At 35.9% G+C, this 26570-nt stretch carries 22 protein-coding genes; 6 read left to right on the plus strand and 16 right to left on the minus strand.

Annotated elements, in window-relative coordinates; all coding sequences use genetic code 11:
* Window positions 1-273: 273 nt before the first annotated feature.
* The 3 genes from ACJMLD_RS01660 (at window position 274) to ACJMLD_RS01670 (ending at window position 4518) form a co-directional block, all read left to right on the plus strand.
* On the plus strand, window positions 274-1200 hold the full coding sequence (locus ACJMLD_RS01660) for a transcription initiation factor IIB (protein ID WP_405267427.1): 927 nt from the start codon (window positions 274-276) through the stop codon (window positions 1198-1200).
* 743 nt (window positions 1201-1943) lie between these two features.
* Window positions 1944-3530 carry an ABC1 kinase family protein gene (locus ACJMLD_RS01665; RefSeq protein WP_405267369.1) on the plus strand — a complete coding sequence of 529 codons (1587 nt, stop codon included), beginning with the start codon at window positions 1944-1946 and terminating at the stop codon, window positions 3528-3530.
* A gap of 163 nt (window positions 3531-3693) precedes the next feature.
* Complete coding sequence (locus ACJMLD_RS01670) at window positions 3694-4518, plus strand: hypothetical protein (protein ID WP_405267371.1); 825 nt, start codon at window positions 3694-3696, stop codon at window positions 4516-4518.
* A 111-nt stretch (window positions 4519-4629) separates the two neighbouring features.
* Here ACJMLD_RS01670 and ACJMLD_RS01675 read toward each other — a convergent pair whose 3' ends face one another.
* From ACJMLD_RS01675 to ACJMLD_RS01690, 4 genes are all read right to left on the minus strand, one after another.
* A complete protein-coding gene (locus tag ACJMLD_RS01675) occupies window positions 4630-6282 on the minus strand; it encodes an ABC1 kinase family protein (RefSeq protein WP_405267372.1) in 1653 nt (550 codons plus the stop codon).
* Between the two features lie 34 nt (window positions 6283-6316).
* The gene (locus tag ACJMLD_RS01680) at window positions 6317-8242 is read right to left on the minus strand and encodes a MutS-related protein (RefSeq protein ID WP_405267374.1); all 1926 of its coding nucleotides are present in this window, start codon (window positions 8240-8242) and stop codon (window positions 6317-6319) included.
* A gap of 80 nt (window positions 8243-8322) precedes the next feature.
* Window positions 8323-10746: a DUF3656 domain-containing protein gene (locus tag ACJMLD_RS01685; RefSeq protein ID WP_405267376.1), complete on the minus strand. Its 2424-nt coding sequence runs from the start codon at window positions 10744-10746 to the stop codon at window positions 8323-8325.
* Entirely contained in the window at window positions 10743-13244 is a 2502-nt protein-coding gene (locus tag ACJMLD_RS01690) for a DUF3656 domain-containing protein (RefSeq protein ID WP_405267377.1), read from the minus strand. Before ACJMLD_RS01690 ends, ACJMLD_RS01685 begins: the two co-directional genes overlap by 4 nt.
* Window positions 13245-13323: 79 nt before the next feature.
* Here ACJMLD_RS01690 and tmk point away from each other — a divergent pair, with 79 nt between their 5' ends.
* Window positions 13324-13902 carry a dTMP kinase gene (gene tmk / locus ACJMLD_RS01695; protein WP_405267379.1) on the plus strand — a complete coding sequence of 193 codons (579 nt, stop codon included), beginning with the start codon at window positions 13324-13326 and terminating at the stop codon, window positions 13900-13902.
* Between the two features lie 316 nt (window positions 13903-14218).
* Here tmk and ACJMLD_RS01700 read toward each other — a convergent pair whose 3' ends face one another.
* From ACJMLD_RS01700 to mcm, 6 genes are all read right to left on the minus strand, one after another.
* The gene (locus ACJMLD_RS01700) at window positions 14219-14482 is read right to left on the minus strand and encodes a hypothetical protein (protein WP_405267381.1); all 264 of its coding nucleotides are present in this window, start codon (window positions 14480-14482) and stop codon (window positions 14219-14221) included.
* Window positions 14483-14696: 214 nt separating this feature from the next.
* Window positions 14697-14906 carry a hypothetical protein gene (locus ACJMLD_RS01705; RefSeq protein WP_405267429.1) on the minus strand — a complete coding sequence of 70 codons (210 nt, stop codon included), beginning with the start codon at window positions 14904-14906 and terminating at the stop codon, window positions 14697-14699.
* 3 nt (window positions 14907-14909) lie between these two features.
* Entirely contained in the window at window positions 14910-15872 is a 963-nt protein-coding gene (locus tag ACJMLD_RS01710; protein ID WP_405267383.1) for a tyrosine--tRNA ligase, read from the minus strand.
* Between the two features lie 8 nt (window positions 15873-15880).
* Window positions 15881-16924: a 60S ribosomal export protein NMD3 gene (locus ACJMLD_RS01715; protein ID WP_405267385.1), complete on the minus strand. Its 1044-nt coding sequence runs from the start codon at window positions 16922-16924 to the stop codon at window positions 15881-15883.
* Between the two features lie 28 nt (window positions 16925-16952).
* On the minus strand, window positions 16953-17360 hold the full coding sequence (locus ACJMLD_RS01720) for a translation initiation factor IF-2 subunit beta (RefSeq protein ID WP_067040760.1): 408 nt from the start codon (window positions 17358-17360) through the stop codon (window positions 16953-16955).
* 124 nt (window positions 17361-17484) lie between these two features.
* On the minus strand, window positions 17485-19488 hold the full coding sequence (mcm, locus tag ACJMLD_RS01725; protein WP_405267387.1) for a minichromosome maintenance protein MCM: 2004 nt from the start codon (window positions 19486-19488) through the stop codon (window positions 17485-17487).
* Window positions 19489-19615: 127 nt separating this feature from the next.
* Here mcm and ACJMLD_RS01730 point away from each other — a divergent pair, with 127 nt between their 5' ends.
* Complete coding sequence (locus tag ACJMLD_RS01730; protein ID WP_405267388.1) at window positions 19616-20035, plus strand: hypothetical protein; 420 nt, start codon at window positions 19616-19618, stop codon at window positions 20033-20035.
* A 3-nt stretch (window positions 20036-20038) separates the two neighbouring features.
* Here ACJMLD_RS01730 and ACJMLD_RS01735 read toward each other — a convergent pair whose 3' ends face one another.
* Both ACJMLD_RS01735 and ACJMLD_RS01740 read right to left on the minus strand, forming a co-directional pair.
* Window positions 20039-20671 (minus strand): RlmE family RNA methyltransferase, encoded by a 633-nt coding sequence (locus ACJMLD_RS01735; RefSeq protein WP_405267390.1) that lies wholly within the window; start codon window positions 20669-20671, stop codon window positions 20039-20041.
* A 1-nt stretch (window position 20672) separates the two neighbouring features.
* The gene (locus ACJMLD_RS01740; protein WP_405267392.1) at window positions 20673-21203 is read right to left on the minus strand and encodes a metallophosphoesterase; all 531 of its coding nucleotides are present in this window, start codon (window positions 21201-21203) and stop codon (window positions 20673-20675) included.
* A gap of 150 nt (window positions 21204-21353) precedes the next feature.
* On the opposite strand from ACJMLD_RS01740, the gene ACJMLD_RS01745 reads away from it, so the two are divergent.
* Window positions 21354-22445: a formate--phosphoribosylaminoimidazolecarboxamide ligase gene (locus ACJMLD_RS01745; protein ID WP_405267394.1), complete on the plus strand. Its 1092-nt coding sequence runs from the start codon at window positions 21354-21356 to the stop codon at window positions 22443-22445.
* Window positions 22446-22487: 42 nt separating this feature from the next.
* On the opposite strand, the gene ACJMLD_RS01750 is transcribed toward ACJMLD_RS01745, so the two are convergent.
* From ACJMLD_RS01750 to ACJMLD_RS01765, 4 genes are read right to left on the minus strand one after another with little or no spacing between them, the layout of a single operon-like run.
* On the minus strand, window positions 22488-22889 hold the full coding sequence (locus tag ACJMLD_RS01750; RefSeq protein ID WP_405267396.1) for a hypothetical protein: 402 nt from the start codon (window positions 22887-22889) through the stop codon (window positions 22488-22490).
* A gap of 17 nt (window positions 22890-22906) precedes the next feature.
* Window positions 22907-23275 carry a DUF5518 domain-containing protein gene (locus ACJMLD_RS01755; RefSeq protein ID WP_405267398.1) on the minus strand — a complete coding sequence of 123 codons (369 nt, stop codon included), beginning with the start codon at window positions 23273-23275 and terminating at the stop codon, window positions 22907-22909.
* A 20-nt stretch (window positions 23276-23295) separates the two neighbouring features.
* Complete coding sequence (locus ACJMLD_RS01760; RefSeq protein WP_405267399.1) at window positions 23296-23757, minus strand: flavodoxin family protein; 462 nt, start codon at window positions 23755-23757, stop codon at window positions 23296-23298.
* Window positions 23758-23765: 8 nt separating this feature from the next.
* Entirely contained in the window at window positions 23766-26363 is a 2598-nt protein-coding gene (locus ACJMLD_RS01765) for an ATP-dependent helicase (protein ID WP_405267401.1), read from the minus strand.
* Window positions 26364-26570: the final 207 nt, after the last annotated feature.

The following is a 26570-nucleotide window of genomic DNA, read 5'->3' on the forward strand; positions in this document are numbered from 1 at the left end:
CCCAGTAGTGAAGTCCTTTTGTGTTTTGTTTGTGTACTATGGTTTTCTATGGGAATTTCATTTCGCTGCAAGCTCATTATATTATAAATTATCACCGAACCTTGAATTTATACAACCGTCATTAAACTTGAAATTTACGCAACAACTAATTAGCCGTTTTTTATTTTTTCTTAATTAGTTTTAGATTAGTTGAACGCTTTTGGATTTTAACCAAGAATCCTTAAGGAGGATGATATTATTACAACCAAAACCACTTACCATAAAAATGAGTTTATACAACCTAAGACTTTATCTGATGAGGTGAAGCCTTGTCCGGCCTGCAATTCCACTAAAAGAAATATTGATAGTCAAAGGGCTGAAGTCTCTTGTGCTCGTTGCGGTCTTGTTTTAGAGGAAAATTTAATTGATAATGGTCCTGAATGGAGGGCTTTTGATCATGAACAGCGTGATAAACGCGCTAGAACAGGTGCCCCTGCGACCTATGCTATTTCTGATAAAGGCTTAACTACTGTAATGGGCAACAATAAGGATTTTCGTGATGCCCGCATTCCTGAAAGAAATAGGGCGCAATTGTATAGATTAAAAAAATGGAATAAAATACTCAGAGTATCCAGAACCGGCGAGCGTAATTTAGCGCTGGCTTTAACTGAACTCCATCGTGAATCTTCAAGTTTAGGTCTTCCAAAGCCCGTAAGGGATGATGCAGCAATCATTTACAGAAAAGCTTCCAAAAATAATCTTGTTCGCGGAAGAAGCATTGAAGGTATTGTCGCCACATCCATTTACATTGCCTGTAGACGTTTTGATATTCCCCGCACATTAGATGAAGTTGCTGAAGTTTCTAGAGTTTCCAAAAAACAATTAGGTAAAAATTATAGGTTTTTATCAAGAGAGCTGAATATTAAACTAAAACCGACTTCCCCTATTGATTATATCCCTAGATTTGCAACAAAATTGGGATTGTCCAATGAAACCCAAGTGAAGGCTATAGAAATCATTCAAAATGCTAATAGCAATGGTTGCAACTCAGGTAAAGGCCCTACTGGACTTGCTGCAGCCGCATTATATATTGCATCCGTATTGCATAGCGAGAGAAAAACCCAAAAAAGCATTGCTGATGTTGCAGGCGTTACGGAAGTAACAATCAGGAACAGATATAAGGAATTGACTGAACAGTTAGAAATGGGTGTAGCTTTTTAAACATCTATTCTCTTTTTTTATTTTTTGAAAATAATTAAATATCATCTTTTATAAAATATTATTGTCATATCATTTTAATGACCAATGCCTACGGTCCTTTTATGAGGGAAGTTTTAGCTGTCGATGATTAGAAGAAACCCAGCATTGGATAGGCTGCCAGTTTCGAGGGTTGCTCGAGGAGCGAAGGGTATTCTAGCGATGATTCAAGAGAGTTAGTATACTGGCAATAAATACTATAAGAAGCCGTTATAATTTTGTTTTTCAATCATAATCTTAAATTGTTTTTCTCTTATATGGAAATGATGGTGAATTTAATTCCGTATCAATTGCTTAAACTTCAATCAAAACAATTGTAAATAATTTACATTATTTTTATCATTGTTTTAATTTTTCTTAAATTAGACAAATTTGTTTAATTTGTACATTTTTTATACATATGCATGTTTATTCGTGTATTTTTATAAAACCTTTTCTATAAGAATTGTTTATTTAATTATTTTTTATAATAAGTAGTTCATTTTTGAATATATTTTAGAAATCGGCACATATATATAGACATATGATAAAAATTATTAATGTTGGTTAATTATACAATTTCACAATAGTTGATATTAAAATACTTTTAAATGAACAAACTTTTAAACTTTCAAATAAATATTGTTCAAATTAATGTCAAATGTGGAATAATAATAGTTAACTGTCGAATAAAAAAGTTAGATATTAAATTATGGGTAAGTGGTCATATGGCAAAAGAAGATAAAAAAGTTGCAAGGCAACGTTTTGATGAGATTATGGGTGTTGCAAAAAGGCATCACTTAGCAAAATTGTTAAAAGATAATCAAGATGATGAAGATTTTGAAATCTCAGATTTAAGATATGCTATGGAAGAGTTAGGTCCTGCATTCATTAAATTAGGTCAACTATTGGCTACAAGGCCGGATATGGTCGGTAATGAAATCGCGGATGATTTGAAATTGCTTAGGGACAATACCCCAGTAACTCCTTTTGATGAAATCAGGCAAGTTATTGAAGGTGAAATAGGACAACCATTGGAAGAGGTCTATTCAGAATTTAATGAGGAACCGCTCGGTTCAGCATCAATCGGTCAGGTCTATAAGGCAACATTAAAGGAAAATGACATGGAAGTTGCCGTTAAAGTTCAAAAACCGGGCATTTATGATGTCATTGCTCCGGATGTAGTGGTGTTAAATAAAGTGGCAGCAACTGTTGACAAGCATGTTTCAGGATCAAGGGTATATAACTTGCCGGCAATGGCTAAGGAATTCGAAAGGTCAATCTTCAAAGAATTGAACTATATGGAAGAAGTTAAAAATATTAGCAAAATTACTAAAAACTTTGAAGAGATTGACTATATCAAAATACCTGAAGTTTATCCGGAATATTGTTCTTCCAAACTCATAACTATGGAACTTATTGATGGATACGAGTTGCCTGATTTGTATGGCAAGGAAATTGAAGGCATCAATAATGCAGAAATTGCCCAATATGGATGCCAATCCTACTTAAAACAAGTATTGATTGACGGATTTTTCCATGCAGACCCACACCCAGGAAATCTATTCGTTACCCATGACAATAGGCTTTGTTACATCGACTTCGGAATGATGGGTGTAGTGAATGACACTTTCAGATCTAACTTCGCTCAATTAATCTTGCTGTTGTTAGATGGGAACTCACATCACTTAATCAATCAATTGCTTTACATGAAAATCATCACTCCAGAACAGAACACCGATGAATTTAAGGAAGATGTCGATGACTTATTGAACGCATACATAGGCGTTGATCTGGACCAAATGGACGGTATATTCGATGATTTGATGAATGTCATGATTAACCACAATATTATTCTTCCAAGAGAGTTCGTAATGATTGGAAGAGGAATGATACTCATTGAGGAAGCTGGAGACAAATTGGATCCACACTTCAATCTCACCGGCGAACTTGAAAAATTCGCTAAGGATATGATTAAATCAAAATTCGAACCTGGAAACCTTGCAGGTGGAGGATTCAACTATATTGTGGAAATCGAACACTTATTAAAAGACTTGCCTGATAGGCTTAACAGCACTCTTGATAAGGTTGAAAAAGGTGAATTGGAACTAAATATGAACCATACAGGTTTAGATGATTTGAAAAACCAGTTATCCATATCCTTGATCATATCTGCATTGCTAGTGGGTTCATCCATTGCGATTTTAGCAGATAAGGGTCCAAAAGTTTGGGACATTTCCGCAATTGGATTTATAGGATTCGTGTTCAGCGCAATTCTCGGTGCATATTTGGTTATAACTTATCTTAGGGATTAAATTTTCCATATCTAATCTTAGGAAACATATCAATATTTTAATAATTTAAAAAAATATTGCTATTATCATATTTAAAAATTAATAATTAAAAAACGGAGGAAGTCATATGTTAAATAATAAAATTAAATGTATTTTAGTTTTGTTTATAATTTTATCTTTATCTATGAACGCTTTCAGTGCAACAAATTTTACTGATGATTCAGGTGATGTTGCAGTACAATCAAGCGTTTCAGTAGATGAAATTGCTGCTGATGCAGCTGATGATACGGCGGATGATACTGCTGATGACACTGCTGCTGATGAAAATAATGGTGAAACTACTGATACAGCTGATAATCAAGCTGAAAACACTCAAAATGGCGGAACTACTGCTTCAAATGGTACAACTACTAATACCAATACAAATAACAGAACAACTTTTAACTTTGGTAACGGAACTGGTGGTAATCGTACCAGTTTCAACTTCACTGGCATGAACAGATCAGGGGGCGGTTCTTCATTCAACTTCTCTGGAATGAACTTTTCCAATATGAGCATAGGCGATATTCTCTCAATGTTTTTGGGTGGAAATAATGCTACCAATACTACTAATGATACTAATGCGAATAACGATGTTGCTAGTTCTGATGTAAGTAATGTGCCTAGAGTTGTAACAAGCACTTCTTATGCTCCTGTTTCATCTCACCCTGTTGAAAAACACGCTCAGCATATTGTACAAAGACTTAGGGATAATAAAACAATATGCAAAGGCGATGCCCTGAAACTTGATGGTGTTAACAAGCTGTTTGAATCCGATTTTACAAATGGGCATTTGCTGGTTTATGTTGATGGTAAATTAGTATTTAATGAAATTACTACTGGTGATTTAGATACTCCAATATTTTGGATTACTGATGATTTCCTTGGACAGCATCAAATTTCAGTAGAATTCACAGCCAATGGAAATTCAAATACCAATACCTATACAGAGGATGTTTTAATCATATAACATCCCATTTTTATATTTTTTTTTAAAACACAGTTCAGACAAAATTATTTATCTAACTAGAGATATCCATAGCATCTATTTTTCAAAATAAATTATTTTTTCACTAAAAGTTCATTCTCTTTCTATCATGTACTCTATGATTAAGAATGCACCCAGTACTGCACTAAATACAAAACCGACAAATCCTATTGCAGATATTTCAAATATTTTAGGCCCTGCACCACCAACAATTGCCAATGATGATCCGATAATCAGTGAGGATATGATTAACGCTACTGATAGCTGATTGGTTAGTTGGCTTATCTCTTCATGCTTTAGCCTTACTTCGATGTCTCCTTCTTCTAACTTGTTGGCAGTACTTCTGATGGTATCCGGCAAATCCTTTGCCAAATGTTCCATTTGCAACAAATAGTTTAATCCAACTTTACCCATCCTTTTTGGCTTGTACTTGTTTGCGATTATCTGGCGGGATAGTTTTTTCAATTCGGTTGCGGCATTGAAGTTCGGATCCAATTTTTTACCGGTATCTTCAATAAGCGCGATTCCGCGCCCTATCATTACAAAATCTTTCGGAAGAACGACGTTGTTTTTAATCATTGCATTCAGCAAATCTTCCATCGCACCATCCATATTCCTTAATTCGGCCCCATAATATAGATTCATCAAATCATCAATATCTGACCGCAGTTCAGGAGTATTCTGTGAAGGGCTTACGATATCCATATACATTAATTGAGTAATGATGTTGTTAGTGTTGCCGCTTATTAACAATAGGATTAATGCTGCCAAATCCTCTTTAAAGTCTTCGTTTAGGATGCCCATCATTCCAGCATCGATATAACACAGTTTGCCGTCATTGGTTACGATTAAGTTTCCAGGATGAGGGTCTGCATGGAAAAACCCATCAATCATTATTTGTTTGAAATAGGATTTAAGCCCGTAATTTGCTATTTTCTTCTTGTCGATGTCAGGGTAATCCCCTTCAATCAAATCTGTGACTTTCACACCATGAATCAATTCCATTGTGATGACTTTTTCAGAACAATAATCAAGATATACATCAGGTATTTTTACATAACTCACGCTTCTGAAGTTTTTTGAAAGGTTCTGCAGGTTCATTGTCTCTTCTAGGAAATTAATTTCCTTGAAGATGGACCTTTCAAATTCAGCGACCATTGCAGGCAAGTTGTAAGTTCTAGTGGCGGATATGTATTTATCCATTCTTTTTGCTAAGAATTTCATTATTTTAACATCAGATTCAATAATTTCACGGGTATTAGGTTTTAGAACTTTAATTGCCACTTCTTCCCCAGTATCTTTTAATTCAGCCTTATATACTTGCCCTATTGATGCAGATCCGAGGGGAGTTTCATCAAAGTTTGTAAATATTTCATCTAATGGGCTGTCAAGTTCTTCCTCAATTAGGGATTTCATTTCATCAAAGGGTGTTACCGGGGTTTCATCTCTTAGTTTTTGAAGTTCATTGGCAATTTCTATCCCTACCAAATCCGGACGGGTACTTAACATTTGACCTAGTTTGATATATGCAGGTCCTAATTGTTCCAATACCTTTCGTATTCTAGTAGGGGCAGTTTCATCTAGAAATGCTTCATCTTTTTCAGCTTTACGATTTCGCAAAAGAGGGAATTTTTTAAAAAAAGTATTTTCTTCTATTAAATATCCAAAATCATTATCCTTAAGGACTTTATAGATTTCATTTATTCTTTTTATATTTTCATTTCTAGAACTGCTTATAACCTTCATCAATTATAGATTGTAAAAAGTAGCATATATTTTTTTAGAATTTTTCTAAAATTCTTGCATATACTACTTTTAATTCATCATCTGATTTTTCATAAATTCTCTTTAAAATTAATTCTGGCGTACTTTTTGCAAGGAAATTCATTTTCGGGGTTCTGTCAACAATCAAATTGTAATTTTCATCTAATCCTTTTGCTTCAATACCGTCTACGCGGATATTGGTGTAGCTCATGAGTTCTCTTGCCATATGGGTGACGATTACTCCATACGAATCAGATTCCCTTATCATATCAATAAATGTGGATATGATTTTAACTGCCGCATCAAGTTCTGTTATTCCTTCAAGTTCATCTAGTAGAACTAATTTTTCGCTATTTGTGGTGACGATTGGTATGAATACGTTTAAGAATGATTCAAATGCTCCAGCATCTAATGATCTTTTTTTGGAGAAGTGATAGATTTCATCAAACAGTTTGATTTCGGCTGAAGTGGCGCTTACCGGAAGCCCCATCTGTGCCATGATTGAGATTTGTGTCAATGTTTCAAGAAGGGTTGTCTTACCTCCGCTGTTGGCTCCGGTTAAAAGCGCAATGTTTTCATCTTTTGTTAGCTGGTAATCCACCTTTTGCACATAATCTTCATCTTTTTTAAGGGCCAATTCCAAGTGTAGCGCTCCATTTAATTTTATTTCATCACCGAATTGAGGCTTGCATAAGTCATATTCATATGCAAAGCTCCCTAAACTGAATTCATAGTCAAATTTGATGGTATCTTCAACTTCTTTGATGGCTTTATCTTTTATTGCATTTAATTGAATTGCAGCACTTTTTTTAATGTCAAAAATGTCATTTTCTTTTTTAGAGGACTGTTCCAGGACCACCCTTTGGATTTCTGCATCATCAATTTGTATTGGGTAAGTTCTTAAAAATGGGTCAAAACTTAAGCCAGTTTTTTCACGGATAATATCTTTTCGTTTATTAATAATTTCGTCAAATATTTTACTAATCTTTGGAGGGAAATTATTGTTTAATAGATTGAGTATTTCATCTCCTTCAAGGTCAACTTGTTTAATGGATTTTTCTAATTCCTTATCCATATCATCTTTAAGAGAATTAACAAGTTCTTCAATATCCACTTCCCTTTTATCGATTATATTCAATTCATCAATAATTGGAATTATGTCTCCCAGAACACTTTCCCTATTTCTAATCTTTTGTATTTCATGAACTCTTGTGAACAAATCTTTATTTTGAATAAAAAAGTTGATTATCTTTTCGGGAACAATTTCATAATCCTCTTCTTCAATATTGATTATTATGAGGTTTGGCATTCCTTCAAAGTCAAGTATTCCCTGTGAATAGACATAGAACACTAAATCATAATTCATTATCTCTTCTTTAAGCAATGGTGAATCGCTGGCAGTAATGATTGGATAATATTGATTCAAACCCAGATCTGTAAGGTAGGAATTGTCCTCCTCACTTTCAACAAGAATGGCTTTACTTGGATCGTATTCTGGCTTCGCTTCTTCAACTTCTTTTAAGTTTTTCATCAATCCTCTTAATTTTATAATTGGAAGTTGAGCAACATGCTCTTTAGCGGCCATTACAAAATCAAGCTGTGAATTAATTTTTCCAATATCCTTTGAAGGGGAAAGCAGCAAGATTCTGTTTTTTGAATAGCTGGTGTTTGAATATGATAAAATTTTGCTGATGATGTCTTCATAAATCTCCATCGCCCTGTCACTTTTTATGAATTCATATTCGGGATTGTTCAATAGCTGATTCATTATTTCAATTGCTTTTCTCTGGCTTATTCCTTCGATATTTGATATTCTTTCAACATCAACATCATCAACTATTTTTTGAAGCTCCTCTTCTCCGCCGACACTGTTTATTATTTTCTCGGAGATTTTGTCTCCGATGCCTTTAATGTTTTGCAATGTAATTTTTTCCCCTTGCATTTTAACCAAACCCCTTTTGTAAAAATAGTTTATATATTAGTATATATCGTTATTTGCCGAGAGCATTTGAAAAGTAATATTCAGTAGTTGGCAAGGGTGTTTTTTGGGCTGATTTTTATTAGTTCTTTTTTATTAATATTTCCTTTAAAAGCGGAATCATAGATATCAACCATTTTGCAATAGTTGTCTTCTTTGTAACGCCCGTCAATTGCGAAATTACAGAATCCGATACTGTTTAAGTAAGTTATTTCATTGATTAATGAAAGTTCGCTGTCGCTGAATATGATTAGTTCTTCGCCTGAAATGCTTTTGTGAACAGGGAACATATTATTTTTCAAATCAATCAGATAGTTGCCATAATCTTTTTTAAGTTCATTTTTATAAAGTAGGGGATATCTTGTTTTCATCAATTCGATTGATCCCTGAACGATGATTTCGATTCTATTTGGATTTTTGCAGTGTTTAATTATCTCTTCAAGGTCTCCTTTTCTAAGTTCCGGGGAAATTGTTAAAAGTTTATAGTTTTCAAGGCTGCTGATTGATTCATTGTTTGCAATGTTCATGGAGTAAGGTCCATACTCTGCGTTAAAGCAATTGCTCATTATTGGGATTTCATAATCCATCTTATTCAATATGCCTCTGACCTTATTCAATGCTTTGATTAGGTTATCATGGGCGATATCCGGCCATTTCCAAATCAATTCATAGTCTTTGTCATATGAAATCTCATAAGCCTCTTTTAAAAAATTAATCATGTAGTTTAAATTGTAGCCGTTATTTTCGTTAATGTTTAATGAGTCGTCCTGTGGAGGGATTTCCAAATACACTCTTTTAACATTTTCAATGTTTTCCAAATGTTTTAAGTTATTTGTATAAAAAGATAGATTAGGTTCTAAATTTGTGATGTCATTTTCTACTTCGGGCAATTCTATTTCTTTCAGTTCATGAGCATAAGTATTGATAACCTCATTTTCAAGAGCTTTAAATAGATTTCTCCTAATTTCGTTTATCTTGCTTATAGGAATGAACAGTGTTCCATCATAGTTAATGTTGATTTGTGTGATTTCAAACGGATAACTGTCAACTTTTGAAAGCTGTTTCTTAATTGTCTCCTGACTGACGCTCTTTTTAAGAGGCTTTTCGAAAGCGGTGTTTCCTCTCACTTCACATTCGACAACTTTTCTGTTTGCAAGTGTTAATCTTCCTTTCAATAGAGGAAACTTATTCTTTAAAGAAAATGTAAGGATTAATTTGGATTTGACATAACTGCTTGCCTTGTTTTCAATTTCCTTTACTTTTTTTGTTAGCTCATGCCTTTTGGTTAAATAGACTGTCGAACCTTTTAAATCAAAATCGCTTTTTTTGTTTTGCCATACCTTTTTAATAATCAAAATCTTATCTGGTCTGGTCAAATTTTTAATCTGTTTGTTTTTACCTTTTTTAAAGTGATTTAAAGTTGTTATAATTGGATTTTGGGATATTTCAAGTCCATAATCATTACTTTTCTTAACAATTAAAAGCCCATCCCCTTTTTGAGGAATGCTTTTAATCGAATCATCCAATTTGATTGCAATCTGATTTTTCTTTGCTGAAATTACTTTTCCTATTTTCAAACCTATATGGCCTGCACGAATGCTTCTTCTTGTGTCATTGCTGAATTTCCCTTCAATAAAGCCCCGGTTAAATACCAGACTTATTTCCTCACTTTCAATTTCCTTTTTGCTTTTTAATTTGTTAAGCGCTTTTCTGTAGTTGCTCACGACAATGGCCAGGTATTCCTTGGAGCGCATCCTTCCTTCAATCTTGATGCAGGAAATGTTCAATTCAGAAATTTCTTTCAATTGATTAAATAGGCTTAAGTCACACGGGGACAAGTAATAATCCTCTTTTTCAATGCCTTCGATTTTATATTTCTGGCGGCATGGTTGAGCACAGGTTCCTCTATTTCCACTTCTTCCACCTTTAAAACTACTTAATAGGCATTGGCCGGAATATGAATAGCATAATGCGCCATGAGCAAATATTTCAAGTTCCATATCTGTTTTTAAGGATTTGATTTCCTCTTTTGTCATCTCACGAGGAAGAACCACTCTTTTGATTCCCATGCTTTCGAGATAGTCCAGCTTAAGCTGATTTTCACATGTCATCTGGGTTGATGCATGAATCTTCAAATCGGGCAAGTATCTGTTAATTAGCTCGACCAACCCTAAATCCTGGACTAAAACGGCATCCGCGCCAATTGAATATAGCTTTGATAAATAATTAATCACACTTTTCAGTTCGTCCTGCTTAATCAATGTGTTGACGGTAACGTAAACCTTAACATTGTGCATATGCGCTATCTTTACTGCTTCGGCAATTTCATCTAAAGTAAAGTTTTTTGCAAACTTGCGGGCACCATAATTCTTCCCGGACAAATAGACAGAACTTGCTCCGGCATTGATCGCCACTTTCAGATGCTCCATTGATCCGACCGGTGCAAGCAATTCAGGAATTCTCATCATTTTGCCTCGTGCAGTCTGCCTTCAATGTAATTTCCCTTGTTGATGTAGGACTGTGAGAAATCCATAATCTGGTATTTGTATTTGGTCAATTCTTCATCATCCTTGCTTTTAAGGCTTTCATTGTAGATTGATAAGATTTGTGATGTATATTTTTCGTCTGAATATCTGCAGTCTAAAATCAATGAATCAAGACCCATTTCCTTGATTTCATTCATTTCTTCTATTAAACATAAACAGTCCTTGTTGATGATGTGGCTTTGCCTGTTGTAGTCGAAAAATACCTTGTATTTGAATTTTTTCCTTTTCTTGTCTTCCAGTATTGCGTAATCAGCGTCATTTGAAATGATGAAGTCCTTTCCATCATTCAGATTGGTGAAATCGTCTTTGCTGACAATAACTTCAAGGTTTCCATTGACAATCATTTCCAAATCGATGTTCCGGTCATGGTTTCTTCTCACCAGTTCCCTGATTTCAGCTCCTGAAAGCTCGGATGATAGAATCAATGACTTGAATCCGGACGCATTCAAATCGTGAACGCAGAAGCTGTTCCAGACATTCAGATTATGGTTTCCATAAATCGGACAGTCGAATATTTCGGCCATTCCCGGAAAGTCCCCCATTACGGAAACGATGATTCCTTCATTTTCAAGCTCTTTTATGATTTCATTGCATCTGAGTGCATCCTCTTCGGATATGAATGATGATAAGACCCAAACGAATTCTGTCGGAGCTGCCATAAGGCTGCCTTTCTTCAGGGTTTCCTTTATGTTTGCAAAGTAATCACTCGGATTGTTGTAGTGGCAATTTCCATCAAAGTAGATTCTTTTCAGGTTAAATCCTGAAGCTGCCTTTATTTGAGCAATGTCATCAATAAATATTGATAATTTAGGTGTTTTCTTTTTGACTTTACCTTTAAAGGATTTATACTCTTCAAAGAATTTGGCCAGGTTTTTCCTAACTTCCTTGACTGCTTTCTTAGTTGGTGTATAATGTTTCAACAGTAATGTTTCGGCATTTTCAAGAATTTCACGCCTGATCTGGTTGATTTCACTGATTGGAATGAACATGTCCTTAGGCATGTTGTTGAAGCGAATATTTTCAATGTAGAATGGTGTTCCACCCGTCTTTTTCAGCTGATTTTCGATAACCTCTTCAGTAACCGGCTTGTTTTTGGCCTTTTCGAATTTGCCCAGGCATTTGTGCCTGAAATTGATCAGTTCATCATCAAGATAATATTCGACTTTTGTAAACAGGTTCAAGTCTTCGTCCCAAGTCAAGGACAGGCTTATCGGGACATTGTTCTTGATTGTTTCTTTCTCAAACTGCTTCAAGTAATCGTGGGTGGACTTTGAATAGCTGATGAACACTTCGGTTCCGACCTTGACGAGACGTGTGGTGTCGATGATTATTTCGTTTTCATCCTGCTTTATGATGTTTTCCAGATAGATTCCTTTTATTTTGCCGTTGTATTTGAATGCAATTCCGTCACCAGGCTCCAAAATAACTGGAATTTCCTTGTTTTTGATTTCAATAGTGACTTTGGTGCCTTCTATATCTGTAATGTCTCCGATGTATAGGCCTTCATGGCCGGAATGGCCTCTGCCCATCACATCCCCTGGCTTGTCGCCCATCATATATCCATCGGTAAATTGCCTGTTGAAGACAAGGTGCAGATCCTTTTTGTAGTCCCCTTCATTTCCATCAATGAGATTCCTATAGCTGTTCACTATGGTTCCGATATAGTCTCCGGATTTCATTCTGCCCTCCAGTTTAAGGGATTTGACTCCAGCGTCCGAAATTTCAGCTAAATGATTGTAAGTTGCAAGGTCGTGGGTTGATAGAAGGTATCCGTTTCCTATGTTGTATCCCCTGTATTTCAGACGATATTCCCGCCTGCAGGGCTGTGCACAGGCTCCTCTGTTACCGCTTCTTCCGCTGTTGTATGATGACATGTAACATTTGCCGCTTACACAATAGCATAATGCTCCATGGCCGAACACTTCAATGTCCATGTCGATATTGTCCTTTTTAAGCCTTTCATGGGTTTCCTTGATTTGTTGGATGTTGACTTCCCTTGGAAGAACCACCCTTTTGATGTTGTTTTTGTTTGCCCATTTAAATGAAGGATAATTGTTCAGACCCATCTGTGTTGATGCATGAACTTCCAGATCTGGAATAAAAGTCTTCAAAAGCCAAATTAATCCAAAATCCTGAACGATAACGGCATCCACTCCAATTTGGTATAGTTTGAACAGGTAATTCAAGACATCTGCAATTTCAAAGTTGTTTACTAGTGTGTTTACGGTTACATGGACTTTGGCGCCATTCAGATGAGCATAATTGACTGCCTTTTCGATTTCCTCCATGGTGAAATTCTTGGCATATGCTCTAGCACCATAGTTTTGCCCGGCAATGTAAACGGCATCGGCACCAGCATTGACTGCAATGACCAATACATCGTATGAACCCGCCGGAGCCAATAATTCTTCTAAAACCATTTTATTTATACACCTTGTTGATTTATTCATTATTCTTTTTGTAATTAATTATATATTAAATTAAAACATATTCTATGTTATGTACATAGTATTTGAAGGAATTGACGGTTCCGGCAAATCAACCCAAATCCAGTTGTTGAAAGAGTGGCTGGAAGCAAATGGATTTAGGGTAGGAACATTCGTCGAACCGACAGATTCTGAAGTCGGTAAATTGATTCGCAAAATCCTGCAACGTCCAGATGCGCAAACTGAAAGGGTTCAAAAAACATTAGGGCTTCTTTTTGCGGCCGATAGAATGTGGATAATGGACAAATTGGAAGACAAATCAAAAATAATTATTTCCGATAGATCATTTATTTCAAGTTTGGCTTATCAGGAGCCTATGGAATGGGTTGAAGTCTTGAATAGGTATGCCAAAAAGCCGGATTTGTTGATTTTATTGGATTTGGATGTTAAAAAATCCGTTGCAAGAACATCTGGTGAAGACACATTTGAAAATGAGGAGTTTTTAGCTGGCGTTAAAGAAAACTATTTGAAATTGGCCGAAAATTTCACTTGTGAGATTATCAATGCAAACAATGGAGTAAATAAGGTATCTTCAGATATAAAAAAAGCCGTTGCACCGTATCTTGGAATCTGTCCGGATTGCATACCATAATAAAAGCATATTTTTTTGATTGAAGCACTATAATTCAAATTATCAGAAATATTTTGTAATTGCTTTTTCGGGGGATTATGTCAATTATTTCAATGTTATGATTACTTTCAGAGATATAAAAAATTATTCTATAATTCCCAACTCTTGCTCTATGACATTTGGGGCATTTAGTACTATTTAACTCCTTAAATTCAGGATTATAAGGATTTACTAAGATTTCACAATATTTCCTTGTTATTCTAAGGAGTAATGTTTTTATCATTTTTATGTTTTTTAAAAAATTTTTTAACACGCTCATGTTCAAATAGTTTGTAGTTCATTTTTTAAGCTCATTTTCTAATTTTGATATTCTTTTTTCTAAGTCTGATAATGTTATTTCGGATACGTTATCCAAATTTCCACTTTCAAACTTTTCTATATCTTCATTATATAATTCAGCTTCTTTATCACTAAACTCTTCATTTTCACGATAATAATCAATTAAAAAGGTTATAACGTCATTAAATGTATCATTTTTAGATGCTAATTCAGATAGTAAATCATGAGTTTTTTGAGAAATTTTAATAGTTTTAGTCATCATTGTATTCACCGATATGTAGTATACTAAGTATACTATAAATAATTTTCTAAATTATTTAAAGTATCCAATTTTCTGAATTATATGATAATGGTTAGTTAATAGATTAATTTGGAAAGGTTATAATCTTTTTGTTAGAAATAGCATCAATCTTATACTTCAATAACAATTTTACGAAGTAAAAATAATAATAATAAAAAAAGTAAGTTAAGGAAAATTATTCTTTTCCTTCTAGTTCAGCTAATCTTTCACGAATGGCATTTTCCAAAAATTCCCTTGCCTTTACAAGTTCATCGTATTCGCCGATTATTTTTGGCCCCCATTCGGTTTGCTCTAATTTTATGTCGAATTTTTCGAATGCATGGGCAAGCATGGCTTCGCCGACACCGTTAGGTATGCCCATTTCGAATTCTTCCTTTTCTTCCACCATTTAGTTTTCCTCCATGTATTCTCTTACTGGAGCAAAGAATTCAATTAAGAAATCTTTGATTCCATTTTTCAAGTCCATCGGATGCAAGTTTCCTTCACTGAAGTCTTTAATCAATTCGTCGTGTGTAAGTTCGATGTCGCCACCGAATTTTTCAGGTCTTTTGATAAGTAAAGTATCTTGATTATGGAAAACGAAAGTCTCTGCAATCTCAATCATAGGATTTCCTTCGATTTCGCCTTGCGGACAGAAGCTTTTCTTGATTTTTTTGGTTATCACTTCAACTGAATCATCCACTGCAATGTAGTTTCCTTTGCTTGAAGACATTTTTGCATCACCGTCAAGGCCATGCAATAATGGGGTGTGTATACAGACAGGAACGTTTTCACCTATCTTTTCCAGATTTTCTCTTGCAAGCATTTGTATCTTTCTCTGTTCCATTCCACCAAGTGCGATATCCACATTCAAGGCAGCCATATCTACAGTCTGCATGATTGGATAAAGCACGCTGGCCACTTTTGGGTTGTCATCTGCACGGCTTACCTGATCCATACTTCTTCTTGCCCTTTTTAAGGTAGTCATTGTAGCTAATTGGTAAACTTTATCGGTGTAATCAGGTTCCAATTGGAATGATGAACCTAAAACGTATTCGGTTGTTTCATCAAGACCAAGAGCTTGGAAACATTTCTTGTTGTATTCGGCAGTTTCAGCAATTTCTTCAATAGTTCCTTTTCCATTTAAAAATGCATGATAATCTGCAAGAAGGATTTTAATTTTAAAACCTAACTTTTGCAATTGTTTTAATTTTTGCACGGTTACAGCATGGCCTAAATGGATTTTCCCTGAAGGTTCATAACCGGTATAAGCTATAGGTTCGTCTTTTTTGAGTACTTCTTTTAATTCTTCGGTGTCTATAACTTCTAAGGTCCCTTCTTCAATCAATTGAATCTTTTCTTCAATATTCATTTTATCACTTAGTTAATTAAATAAATGTAATTGTCAATTCTGATGAGTTTTACTTCATCTCCAACATTATATTTGGAATATTCATCCTTCATATCCAAATCAACAGCAGAATAATCAATTGGATCTAAAATCTGCATGATTTGCGGAGATTTTGAAATAACGGTTGTAGTTTCAAGTTCGGCCGCTTTTTTAACAACTTCAATATCTTCCATATTCTTCATCGGAATGTTATGTTTCTTGTTTGTGGAGATGTCTTCTCCAACAAGGCTGTTTTTAGCAATGCTATTCACGTATAGTATCCTATCTTCAAACTTGATAAAATCGCCGGTTTCAAATTCGGGGATTCTGACTGAAATCCAGATTCTGTAAAGTCCCTTTCCGGTGGATTTGTCTTCGCTGATGAGCCTTGGGGATTCTTTGATGATTCCTCCAAACTCCTCTTTTAGAGCTTCCGCAACCTTTCTTCCGGATTTTAGGGAACCGATGTAATAATCGTAACCTTCCTTAGGTTTAGCTATTTGCGGACAATATGCCAATTTATCGCTTTTGTATTGTTTAATTAATGTTCTCTCAACTATCTCATCCGCTTTGACATATTCTTCAGCCTTTATTTCTCTTTTATCAGCTCTAAACTGAACGACTGATTCATAATAACCTGACTGTACCTTGCTGCAGGTCGGACAAACGGTTTTTAGGATTTTAACTTCAGTTTCATGGGTTTCTTCAATTTGCCTTCCTTCGACTTCCCCAACCGCTTCGACGCTGCACTCGGCTATTGTGCCTTTCATCTGGTCGATTCCGAGGGTAATGTTTTCGTTTGAAACCTCATCGGCAACTTCAATGTTTCTCTCAAGCGCTCTGTAAATGATTTCCTCTTCGGGGATAAACTCTTCGGACCATTTGCCTTCTTCAAGCTTGCTGTTGCAGTGGCTGCAGATTTGAACTTCAATTCTTTTTGGCAGTTCTATCATTTGAAAATCTTTCAAAAAACAGTCGATGCAGATGTCTCCGACCATCTTTTTATCAGTACTTCCGCACTCCGGACAAAACATGGTATCAATAAAAATAAGAAAAAGGTAGTTATAATGATTTTAAAGGTGCTGTTGCACCGCATGCAGCACATTTAAGTAAGAAAATTCTACCTTCTCTAATAATTCTGGTATCTGGCCTGTTGCATTCGTGGCAAATTACGTATTTGTCTACATAATCTTCGATTCTTTCATTGATTAGGTAATGAGTAAATTTACCTTGCAAGATTGCTCTTTGACCTTCAATATTTCCTGCAGTACCTAATTCTCTCATCAAAAATTTCAATAAATGTTGAGGGTCTCTGTTTAAACCTTCTGCAACATCCTTAAAGTTTTTAATGAATGTTCTATTACCTTGGATATCTGAATAAGCTTTAGGAATTTTGAATCTTTTGTGTTCAAATACTTCAGGAGGTAATTGGTCTATTGCTCTTTCTAATAAATCTTCGTATTTATCCATATTATCTCTCCATAAAAATTAGTATAAGTATAATATATTAAATTTTATTTTAATCACTTATTAATGTATGGTATATTATAATAATTTTGATTAAAAATTTAAAAAAATAAAAAAAGTGGGATATTTAGAGGACACGTCTAAAGTATCCTGTACTTGGTTGATATATTACTCCTTTTTGGACGAGGTTCCTGACAATCTCTTCAGTTTTCTCTTCGCTCACGCCGTATTTGTCACTCATATTGGAAATCAGTACATTTAAAGGAGCATTGCCAGCATATTCCTCTTCAAGAAGCTTGATTTCTTCGGTTACTTTTTGAATCTTATCTCTAGCGGATTTTGGTGTTCCTCCGCTGAGGACTTCCGCATCAATCTCGCCGGTTTCAGGATCAACACCTACATCCTTAAGACAGAACAAGGTCAGTTTCACGGCCTTTTCAGCATCTTCCTTATCTACGGTATCCTTAAGCTTTATTTTCGCACTTGCTTCCGCTAAACGGATGATTGCCTCTAACTGCCTTGCAGTAATCGGTACAGCACCTTGCTCTTCGGGGTTGCTGTTTCTTGTGCTTACGTAGAACTCTTTTAAAACCTGGTTTGCTTCATCGGTCAGGACAGGATTTGCTGTTTTACGGGCATATGCAATATATTTCCTAAGCAGATCAGGCTCGATTTCATAATCGATGGTATTTTCCTTATGTATTTTCAGAATGTGGTCCGCCAATTCTGAGTCTCCCTCTCTGCTTGGCTTGTCTTCAATAACGAAAATCAAATCAAAACGGGAAATGATAGGGGCAGGCAAATCTATTTGTTCTGCAAGCACTTTATATCGGTCAAATCTTCCGAATTTAGGGTTTGCGGCTGCAAGAACGGAACATCTTGAATTCAATGTTGCCATGATTCCCGCTTTTGCGATACTTACGGTCTGCTGTTCCAATGCCTCGTGAAGCGCTGATCTGTCTTCCGCTCTCATCTTGTCCAGCTCGTCGACACAAACGTTACCTTGGTCCCCAAGTACCAATGCACCTGCTTCAAGGGACCATCCTCCAAGCTCGTCCCTAACGGCAGCTGCGGTCAAACCCGCACCGGTTGTACCTTTACCGCTTGTATAGATACTTCTTGGAGCCAGCCTTGAAACGTATTTCAATATTTGGGACTTACCGATACCAGGGTCCCCTACAATGAGGATGTGAATATCTCCCCTCAGCTTGGTTTCATCTTCAAGCTGCTTTGCAGAGCCTCCAAACAGCTGCAATGCGATTGCCTCTTTGACTTCCCTGTATCCTCTGATTGAAGGTGCAGTGGATTTGATTATCTTATCGTAAATGTGAGGGTCCTTTGACAATTCAAGAATCTTTTCTTCATCCTCTTCAGAGAGTTGTATCTCTTCAAATTCTTGCTCTAACGGTTCGATATGGTTTACATAAATGTAATTTTTAAATTTTCCGCTTCTTTCCTCTCTGAAGGTTTTCAATGTTCCTGTAATTCTTACCTTGTCTCCAGGATTTAATTTATCTACTAAATCATCTTCTAAAATCATCAGCATCTGCTTAGGTTCGCTTCCTCCGGACAGGTTTTCCAAAGGTTCCTGCATCCTTGCTGTCTGGGTATCTATGTATTTGGATTCTTCCTGAAGCAATCTGAATGACCTGCCTCCGCATTCGCTACATAATGATGGTTCTATTATCCTGTTTGCAGTGGTCTGTTCGACTTCATGCAGCCTCATACATCCCCTGCATTCAAAAACGCCGGTTTCAATACGAGGTCTGATTTCATCTGTTTTTCTTACAATTCCATCAGCGGCAACGAATGTTCCAATATATTTGCTTAAAAGGGTCTTTAAAGGAATAATGTTTGAAAGGTTTTCAAAGCGGATGTTGATGTCGGCATCCTTAACGAGGGGGTCAATGTTTTTGATGGCTATGCTTGCAGCATCAATAACCTCCTCCGGCTTGTCAATCAGTAAATCCGCAAGGTCAGGATCAAATATTTCCAATGCCTGATAATCTACATTGAGTGACCGTTCATCAGGGTATTTCTCGAGTATTTTGAACACATCATCCTTGTATGTTGTTGCAAAAAATTCTTCAAATCTTGCGATTGATGTTTGTGATTTAGTAGTAGAATTCATTATCTAAATATTTTGATTTTCATAGTTAAAAAGAATTTTGTTGCATCCATAAGATAGGTAAAAATTATATACTAAAATAGTTAATATACTATATGCGAATTGCTTTATTTAATTATTTGAGGATAATATGAGAAAATCTAGACTAAACTTGTTTAAATCCACTTCTATGATGATTTCCGTTGTTGGAATCATAATGGTAATAGCGACAATCATTGTTGTGGCATATGTAGGATACAGTATTGTTTCATCCAGCATCACAAATGACATATCATCTGGAACACAATATGATGAGCTTGCCGAGCTGAAAGCGGAATACGGCAATTTGTCAGTCAAGTTTGATAGCGTAAAGGCCACCTACTATGCGGGCGGACCTGAAGATGTTCAAACATTTAATGATGCAAAGCTGGAACTGACACGGGCAAATTCAGCTATTGAAAATGTACAAAGTGCTTTGGATGCAGGCAAACCATCAAATGATGTGGACAGCAGAATTGTTTTCGCTAAGGAAAAGCTTCAAGCTGCTAATGATGCATACAACACTCTTTAATCTTTATTTTCTTTTTCTATTTTTTTTATTGGGCATATATTCCAGGCCGACAACATACATTTCAGAACTCTTTTTACGTGATGATGCTGGTTTGGTTGTTCTGACATGTCTGAATTTACCTTTAAGTGAATCCAGCATTTCTTTGTATTCGGGGCCCTGGAATACTTTCATTACAAGATTTCCTTTTTCTTCTAGGATATTTTCAGCTATTCCTATGACTGCATAGACCAGATCAATTGACCGGAGCTGGTCAATGTTTTTGATTCCGCACAATGAGGGGGATGCATCAGACATCACGACCTTTGCTTTCCCGCCGATAAGTTCCATAATCTTTTCCTGAACTTCAGGGGTTGTAAAGTCTCCCCTGATTCCGTAATAATTTTCTTCATGGAATTTTTTAAACCGATTCAGGTCCACACCGACGACAACTCCTTCCTCTCCGACTTTTTCTAAAGCCACCTGCGACCATCCGCCGGGTGCGGCCCCAAGGTCAACGACGGTGTCTCCTTCTTTTATGAGTTTGTATTTCTTGTCGAGCTGTTTGAGTTTGAATGATGCCCTTGAACGGTATTCCTCTTTTTTAGCTTTTTTGTAATAAGGGTCTTTATGCTTTTCCATCTGCCATTTGCTTCCCATTTCAATCCCTCTTATATTTGTCAAAATCAAGTGCGCTGCATACCGGGGCACCAATCTTTACAATTTCAACATCCACTTGTTTGTCATTTACCTCAAGCAGCATTACGGTTCTGTCTGCAAGTCTCGGCACAACGGGGCTTCCCGGATTTAACAATAACACCCCATCTGTCTGTTCTATTTTCGGTTGATGTGAATGTCCGCTTACTAAGATATCAGCATCCAATTCCTTTGCCAGATAAACCAATTGTTGTGTGTCTGCTCTTGGATAAACTTCACCATGCACGATTCCAATTTTCAATCCTTCAGCTTCGATTGTCTTTGCTATTGGGAGTTTAATTCCTTTTGCCCGATCCATATTTCCCTGAATTGCCAGTACCGGAGCAATTTCTGATAATTCATCAATTACATTAATAGATGTTAAATCACCGGCATGCATAATTAAGTCAACATCATTAAATGCTTCAAAAACTTTTTCGGGAATTTCCTTTGCTCTGTCTGGAATATGGGTGTCTGAAATTAAACCTATCAACATTCTTTCAACCTAATTAAATTTTTTCTTCTATTTTTAATATGTTTTTAATCCTTTTTAAAATTTTTTTCACCATTTGGGCGATTAAATAAAAAATATTATAAATTCATAATGATATATTTATAAATATCATTCTTTTAAGGAGAAGATAAAATGGGAGAAGTTAAAAAGGAAGACATTTTAGATATTTTGGCTAAATATGACAAAAGTGAAATAACAATAGCTACTCTCGGAAGCCACACCTCTTTACATATCTTGCAAGGTGCTAAAGAAGAAGGATTTAGAACAGCTATTGTATGTCAAAAAGGAAGGGAAATTCCATATCAACGTTTTGGAGTTGCTGATGAATACATTATTGTTGATGAATTTAAAGACATTGTCAATGAGGAAGTCCAACAACAGCTCAGGGACATGAATGCAATTGTCGTTCCTCACGGATCTTTTGTTGCATATGCAGGATTAGACAATGTTGAAGACAAGTTCAATGTGCCAATGTTCGGAAACAGGGATGTTTTAAGATGGGAAGCAGAAAGAGACAAGGAAAGAGCATTGCTTGTTGAAGGTGATGTGAGAATACCTTTCAAATACAGCGATCCTTCTGAAATTGACAGACCGGTTATGGTTAAATTCCCAGGTGCAAGAGGTGGAAGAGGTTACTTTGTTGCTTCATCTACTGAAGAATTCGATGCAAAAATTGAAGCTATGAAAGCTCGTGGATGGTTAGATGACAGTGATGTAGAAGCAGCACACATCGAGGAATATGTTTCAGGTTGTAATTACTGTATACACTATTTCTACTCAGCTCTTGATGATAAAGTTGAATTAATGGGTATGGATACAAGATACGAATCCAGTATTGACGGATTTGTAAGAATGCCTGCAAAAGACCAATTGGATATTGATTTAAGCCCATCTTATGTAGTTACCGGTAACCACCCAGCTGTAATTCGTGAATCTTTACTCCCACAAGTATTTGACATAGCTGATAAATTAACAGAAAGCGCTAAAAAATTAGTTGCTCCAGGATTAAACGGTCCGTTCTGTATGCAAACATTAGTAAATGATAATCTAGAAGTAATCTGTTTTGAAATCAGTGCTAGAACTGATGGTGGTACAAACACATTTATGGATGGTTCTCCTTACTCCTACTTGACTTATGGCAAACCTATGAGTATGGGTAGAAGAATTGCCCTTGAAATAAAAAGAGGAATTGAAAGGGATGAATTAGAAAAAATAATAACATAGATTGTTATTATTTTTCATTTTTTTATTTTTTTTAGAATTAGTCTATTTTTTCTTTTTCTTTTTACCGATATTCTGCTTTTTTTCATATTCTTCCAATGCTTTTACACGACTTCTTTTAGTCCAGGCGCCGACAAAACCAACGAATGCACCAATAATGAGTATAATAAGGGCCACAGTCATTATTCCAGTTTCTGTTGTGAAAAATCCTTCTTCGAATGTTCCCATATAACCCTGTAATGTCAATGCAAGTATTGGTGTGGAAGCAAATGCTCCGGCAACGGTTCCAAAAAGAAGGTCTTTTTGACCGTATCCGGCATATAAAAGTCCTATTGCGGCAAATGGATAAAACCAATCCCAATATTGATATCCAAATAATATGAATGCACCTGCTATTGCTGCTCCGAATATTAATGCTTTAAAGTTTACATCTGGCAATATTTCCATCTTATCTCTCCAAAAGGTTATTTTTTAGAAGCCAATGCTCCTCCAAAGGCTCCTGTAATTCCCATAACAATTGCATAATAAATCAAATAGCCTATTATTACTGTTATGCTTGTAATTCCAGAAAGTGTAAATCCAGTTAATCCTCCGAAAATACCGAATAGACTACCTCCCAATGTTGCAATTATGATAAATAATATTGCACAAACGATAGTTCCTAACGCTCCAGCAACAGCGGCATTCCACATGCCTCCAATTGCTCCATCATGAGCCAGGTATCCGGTTATAAATCCTACAATTAACAATCCTACAAATTCATATTGTGCGAAAAATGATTTAACCATCACGGCTAGTATGAAACCAAAAATCACTGCTTTCCATTTGGTCATAATAATCACCTTGTATATAATTATTTGATTTCATTAATAAAGGTATCTATTTTTTCGCTAGGATTATCTATGTCTTTTGAAGTTAAAAACATTGTTGATATTTGTTGCTTTCCTGAAACCTCTGCCATCTTTTCCAATGCCTTGTCATAGCCTCCGCCCATGCAGGTGCAGAAGGAGGCCATTTTGTTGATTTTATCTTTATTTTGAATTAGATAGGTAAAAATTGGTGTTGCCATGTTGGAGGACCAGACAGGCGTTCCGACTATAACCAAGTCATAGTCTGCAGGATCTTTTGAAATGGGATTGATGTCGCTTGCCCGTCCCATTGTAGCGTTCATTCCTCCTTTTAAGAACCCTAATTTTCCATCATATTTCCCATCATCCGTGATTTCTTCAATATCGCAGTTTAATATGCTTTGAATTTTGTTTGCAATTCCTTTTGTCACATCTGTTCTTGAATAGTATACAATCAAAATCTTCATTCTAACACCTAATATATGTCTTTTAGTTTATCTCTAATCTGGTCAAGTATTGCTTGATGCATTCTTTTTGTAAATTCTCCTTTATCATTCTGATTTAAGACATCCAAATAACCTTGAGAAACTAAATTGAATGCAAATGGGCTGGGTATTACGGTATTTATTGTTTTTATCTCCATTTCTTCTGAATCAATCATGTTTATGACTTTCAAAGCATTTTTGATGTCCATGTAATCTTCAAGCGATTCTCTTCTGGCCTCCTTTAATATTGAGAAATTATCGTCCATGTCCTGCACGAATTTCAATAATATTTTGCCTCGAACTTGCTGCCTTCCAACGGATTTTGATTCGCCTTTATAATGTCTTAAGGTCATCAGTGACCTTCCGGCGCAATGCCTGAATCTGGAAGCTAATGTTTCTGTTTTATTCAATGAATTTGTCAGTATCGTTTCAAAATTTTCAGGGTTTAATTCTTTGAATGATTCCAGGCCTCCAATTTTTCCGTCGGAACTTAAATAAAAGCCGTTATCTGAAATTGATATTGTCACATTCATATTGTATTTCTTGGCAACGATATATGCCGTTGCCCTTGATAGGGCATCATTGACTTTTCTTCCAAACAATGAATGGAATATTACAAAGCGCCTTCCGCCGAATCCCTTGTAATATTCAATCAGCAATAGTCTGTTGCTAGGTATTTTGGCGTATTTGTATTGTTCAACGAAGTATTCATATATTGAATTTGCAGCAAAGTCATCAACATACAGGTAGTCGTAGATGAATTCCATTATTTCCTCTTTGCTTCGACGATATTCAAACTTGGTTTCCATATGTGACCTGAAGCGTTGGATGTCCATTGCAAGGTCAAAGGATAGGGGTAACTGTTGTGAAAACCATGAGGGTATTGTTGGAGGGCCGCTTGAGGGGGTTACGTTAATTGTCATTCCTTTTCCGTAGTTGAATCGGTAGGTTTTACCCCCTAAAACAAAGGTGTCTCCTTTTTTCAGCCTTTCCATAAATGACTCTTCTATTTTGCCGACGGTTTCACCGTCGCATTTGACCAAAACGCCGGAACTGTCAGGTATTGTTCCGATATTTGTTGAATAAAGCATTCTGGCTAACTTGCCTCTTTTTCCGAAGGTTTTTTTATTATAGTCTATCCAGATTTTTGCATAGACATATCTCTCTTCGAGTTCCGGATATTCACCGGCCATATAACTCAGCACATCTTCATAATCATCTCTTGAGAGGTCCTTATAGCAATAGCTTTTCTTGATTACATCATAAGCATAATCGATATCCCATGTGTTTTCTATGCTCATTCCATAAATGTGCTGGGCCAAAACGTCCAGGCAGTTAGTTGGAATGCTGATTTTGTCAATTTTTCCTTCTTTAGCGTTTTTAAGAAGCACTGAACATTCGACTAGGTCATCACGATTTGTCACTATGATTCTTCCTTTGGATTTTTCATGCAGTTTATGCCCGCTTCTCCCAATCCTTTGAAGGGCTCTTGCAACGGATTTTGGAGAGTTTATCAATACGACAAGATCGATATATCCGATGTCAATACCCAATTCAAGGGAAGTTGATGATACAACAGCCTTAAGCTTTCCTTCCTTTAGCTTCTTTTCTGTTTCTAGACGCACTTCCTTTGAAAGTGAGGAATGGTGGGCCATTATGTTCGAATCATTGTAGTTCATCGGATACATTTTCTTTAGATTATAAACAAATCTTTCGGTTCCGCTTCTTGTATTTGTGAATATCAATGTCGTTTTGTTTTCTTGAATTAAATCATCAAGTAAGTCATACATGCCCAAACGTGTGTCTTCCTCATCAGCCAGCACAATATCGCTTACAGGACACATCACTTCCATGTCAAGCTCTTTTAGATAGTTTATGTCGACTATTTTGCAGCTTCTTCCAAGGCCATACTCATAGCCTACAAGGAATTTCGCAACCTCCTCAAGAGGACTGACGGTTGCTGAAAGGCCGATTCTTGTAAACTGGCCAACCAGGTGTTGCAATCTTTCTAATGATAAACTTAAATGGACTCCCCTCTTGTTTTCGGCCAGGGAATGTATCTCATCAACGATTACATATCTGACTCCGCTCAATTTTTCCCTAAACTTTGGAGCTACAAGCAGGATGGACAATGTTTCGGGTGTTGTAATCAGGATATGGGGCGGTTTTTTTAGCATCTTCTGCCTTTGATACTGTGTTGTATCGCCGGTTCGTACTGCCTTTCTTATTCCAAGCTCATGGCCAGCAATTTCCTCTATTCCCTTTAGTGGTTCCTCCAAATTTTTTTCAATGTCATTGTCCAATGCTTTGAGAGGTGAGATGTAAATGCAATATACCTTATCTTCCAATTCATCCTTCTCGGCGAGTGTTGTCAATTCGCTGATTACTGATAAGAAGGCCGTTAATGTCTTACCAGAACCTGTTGGTGATGAGATGAGGATGTTATTTCTTTTATGGATATCTATGATTGATTTTTTCTGAGCGGGTGTGAAATCTTTAAATTGTGAGTCAAACCATTTGCGAACCCAAGGGTGGAGGGTCTTGAAAATCTGCTTTTTTGTATAACTTTTGGTCTGCTCTTCAATCATTTTAATATCCTCATGTTTTTTTAGCACAATTGTATATTTAATGGATTTTGTTATATTAGTTTTATTAATTTTTTTAAATTATCGATGTTTATTGATTTAAACATTGTTAAATTATATTGCTAATGTGAATTTTTTTGCACATCTTAAAAAATTTAACTGTTATAATTTATTTGTTTATTTAATTTTTTTGGATATTAAAAAATAATA

Origin of the sequence: Methanobrevibacter sp. (assembly GCF_045112895.1) — an archaeon.
Classification (GTDB): Archaea; Methanobacteriota; Methanobacteria; order Methanobacteriales; family Methanobacteriaceae; genus Methanocatella.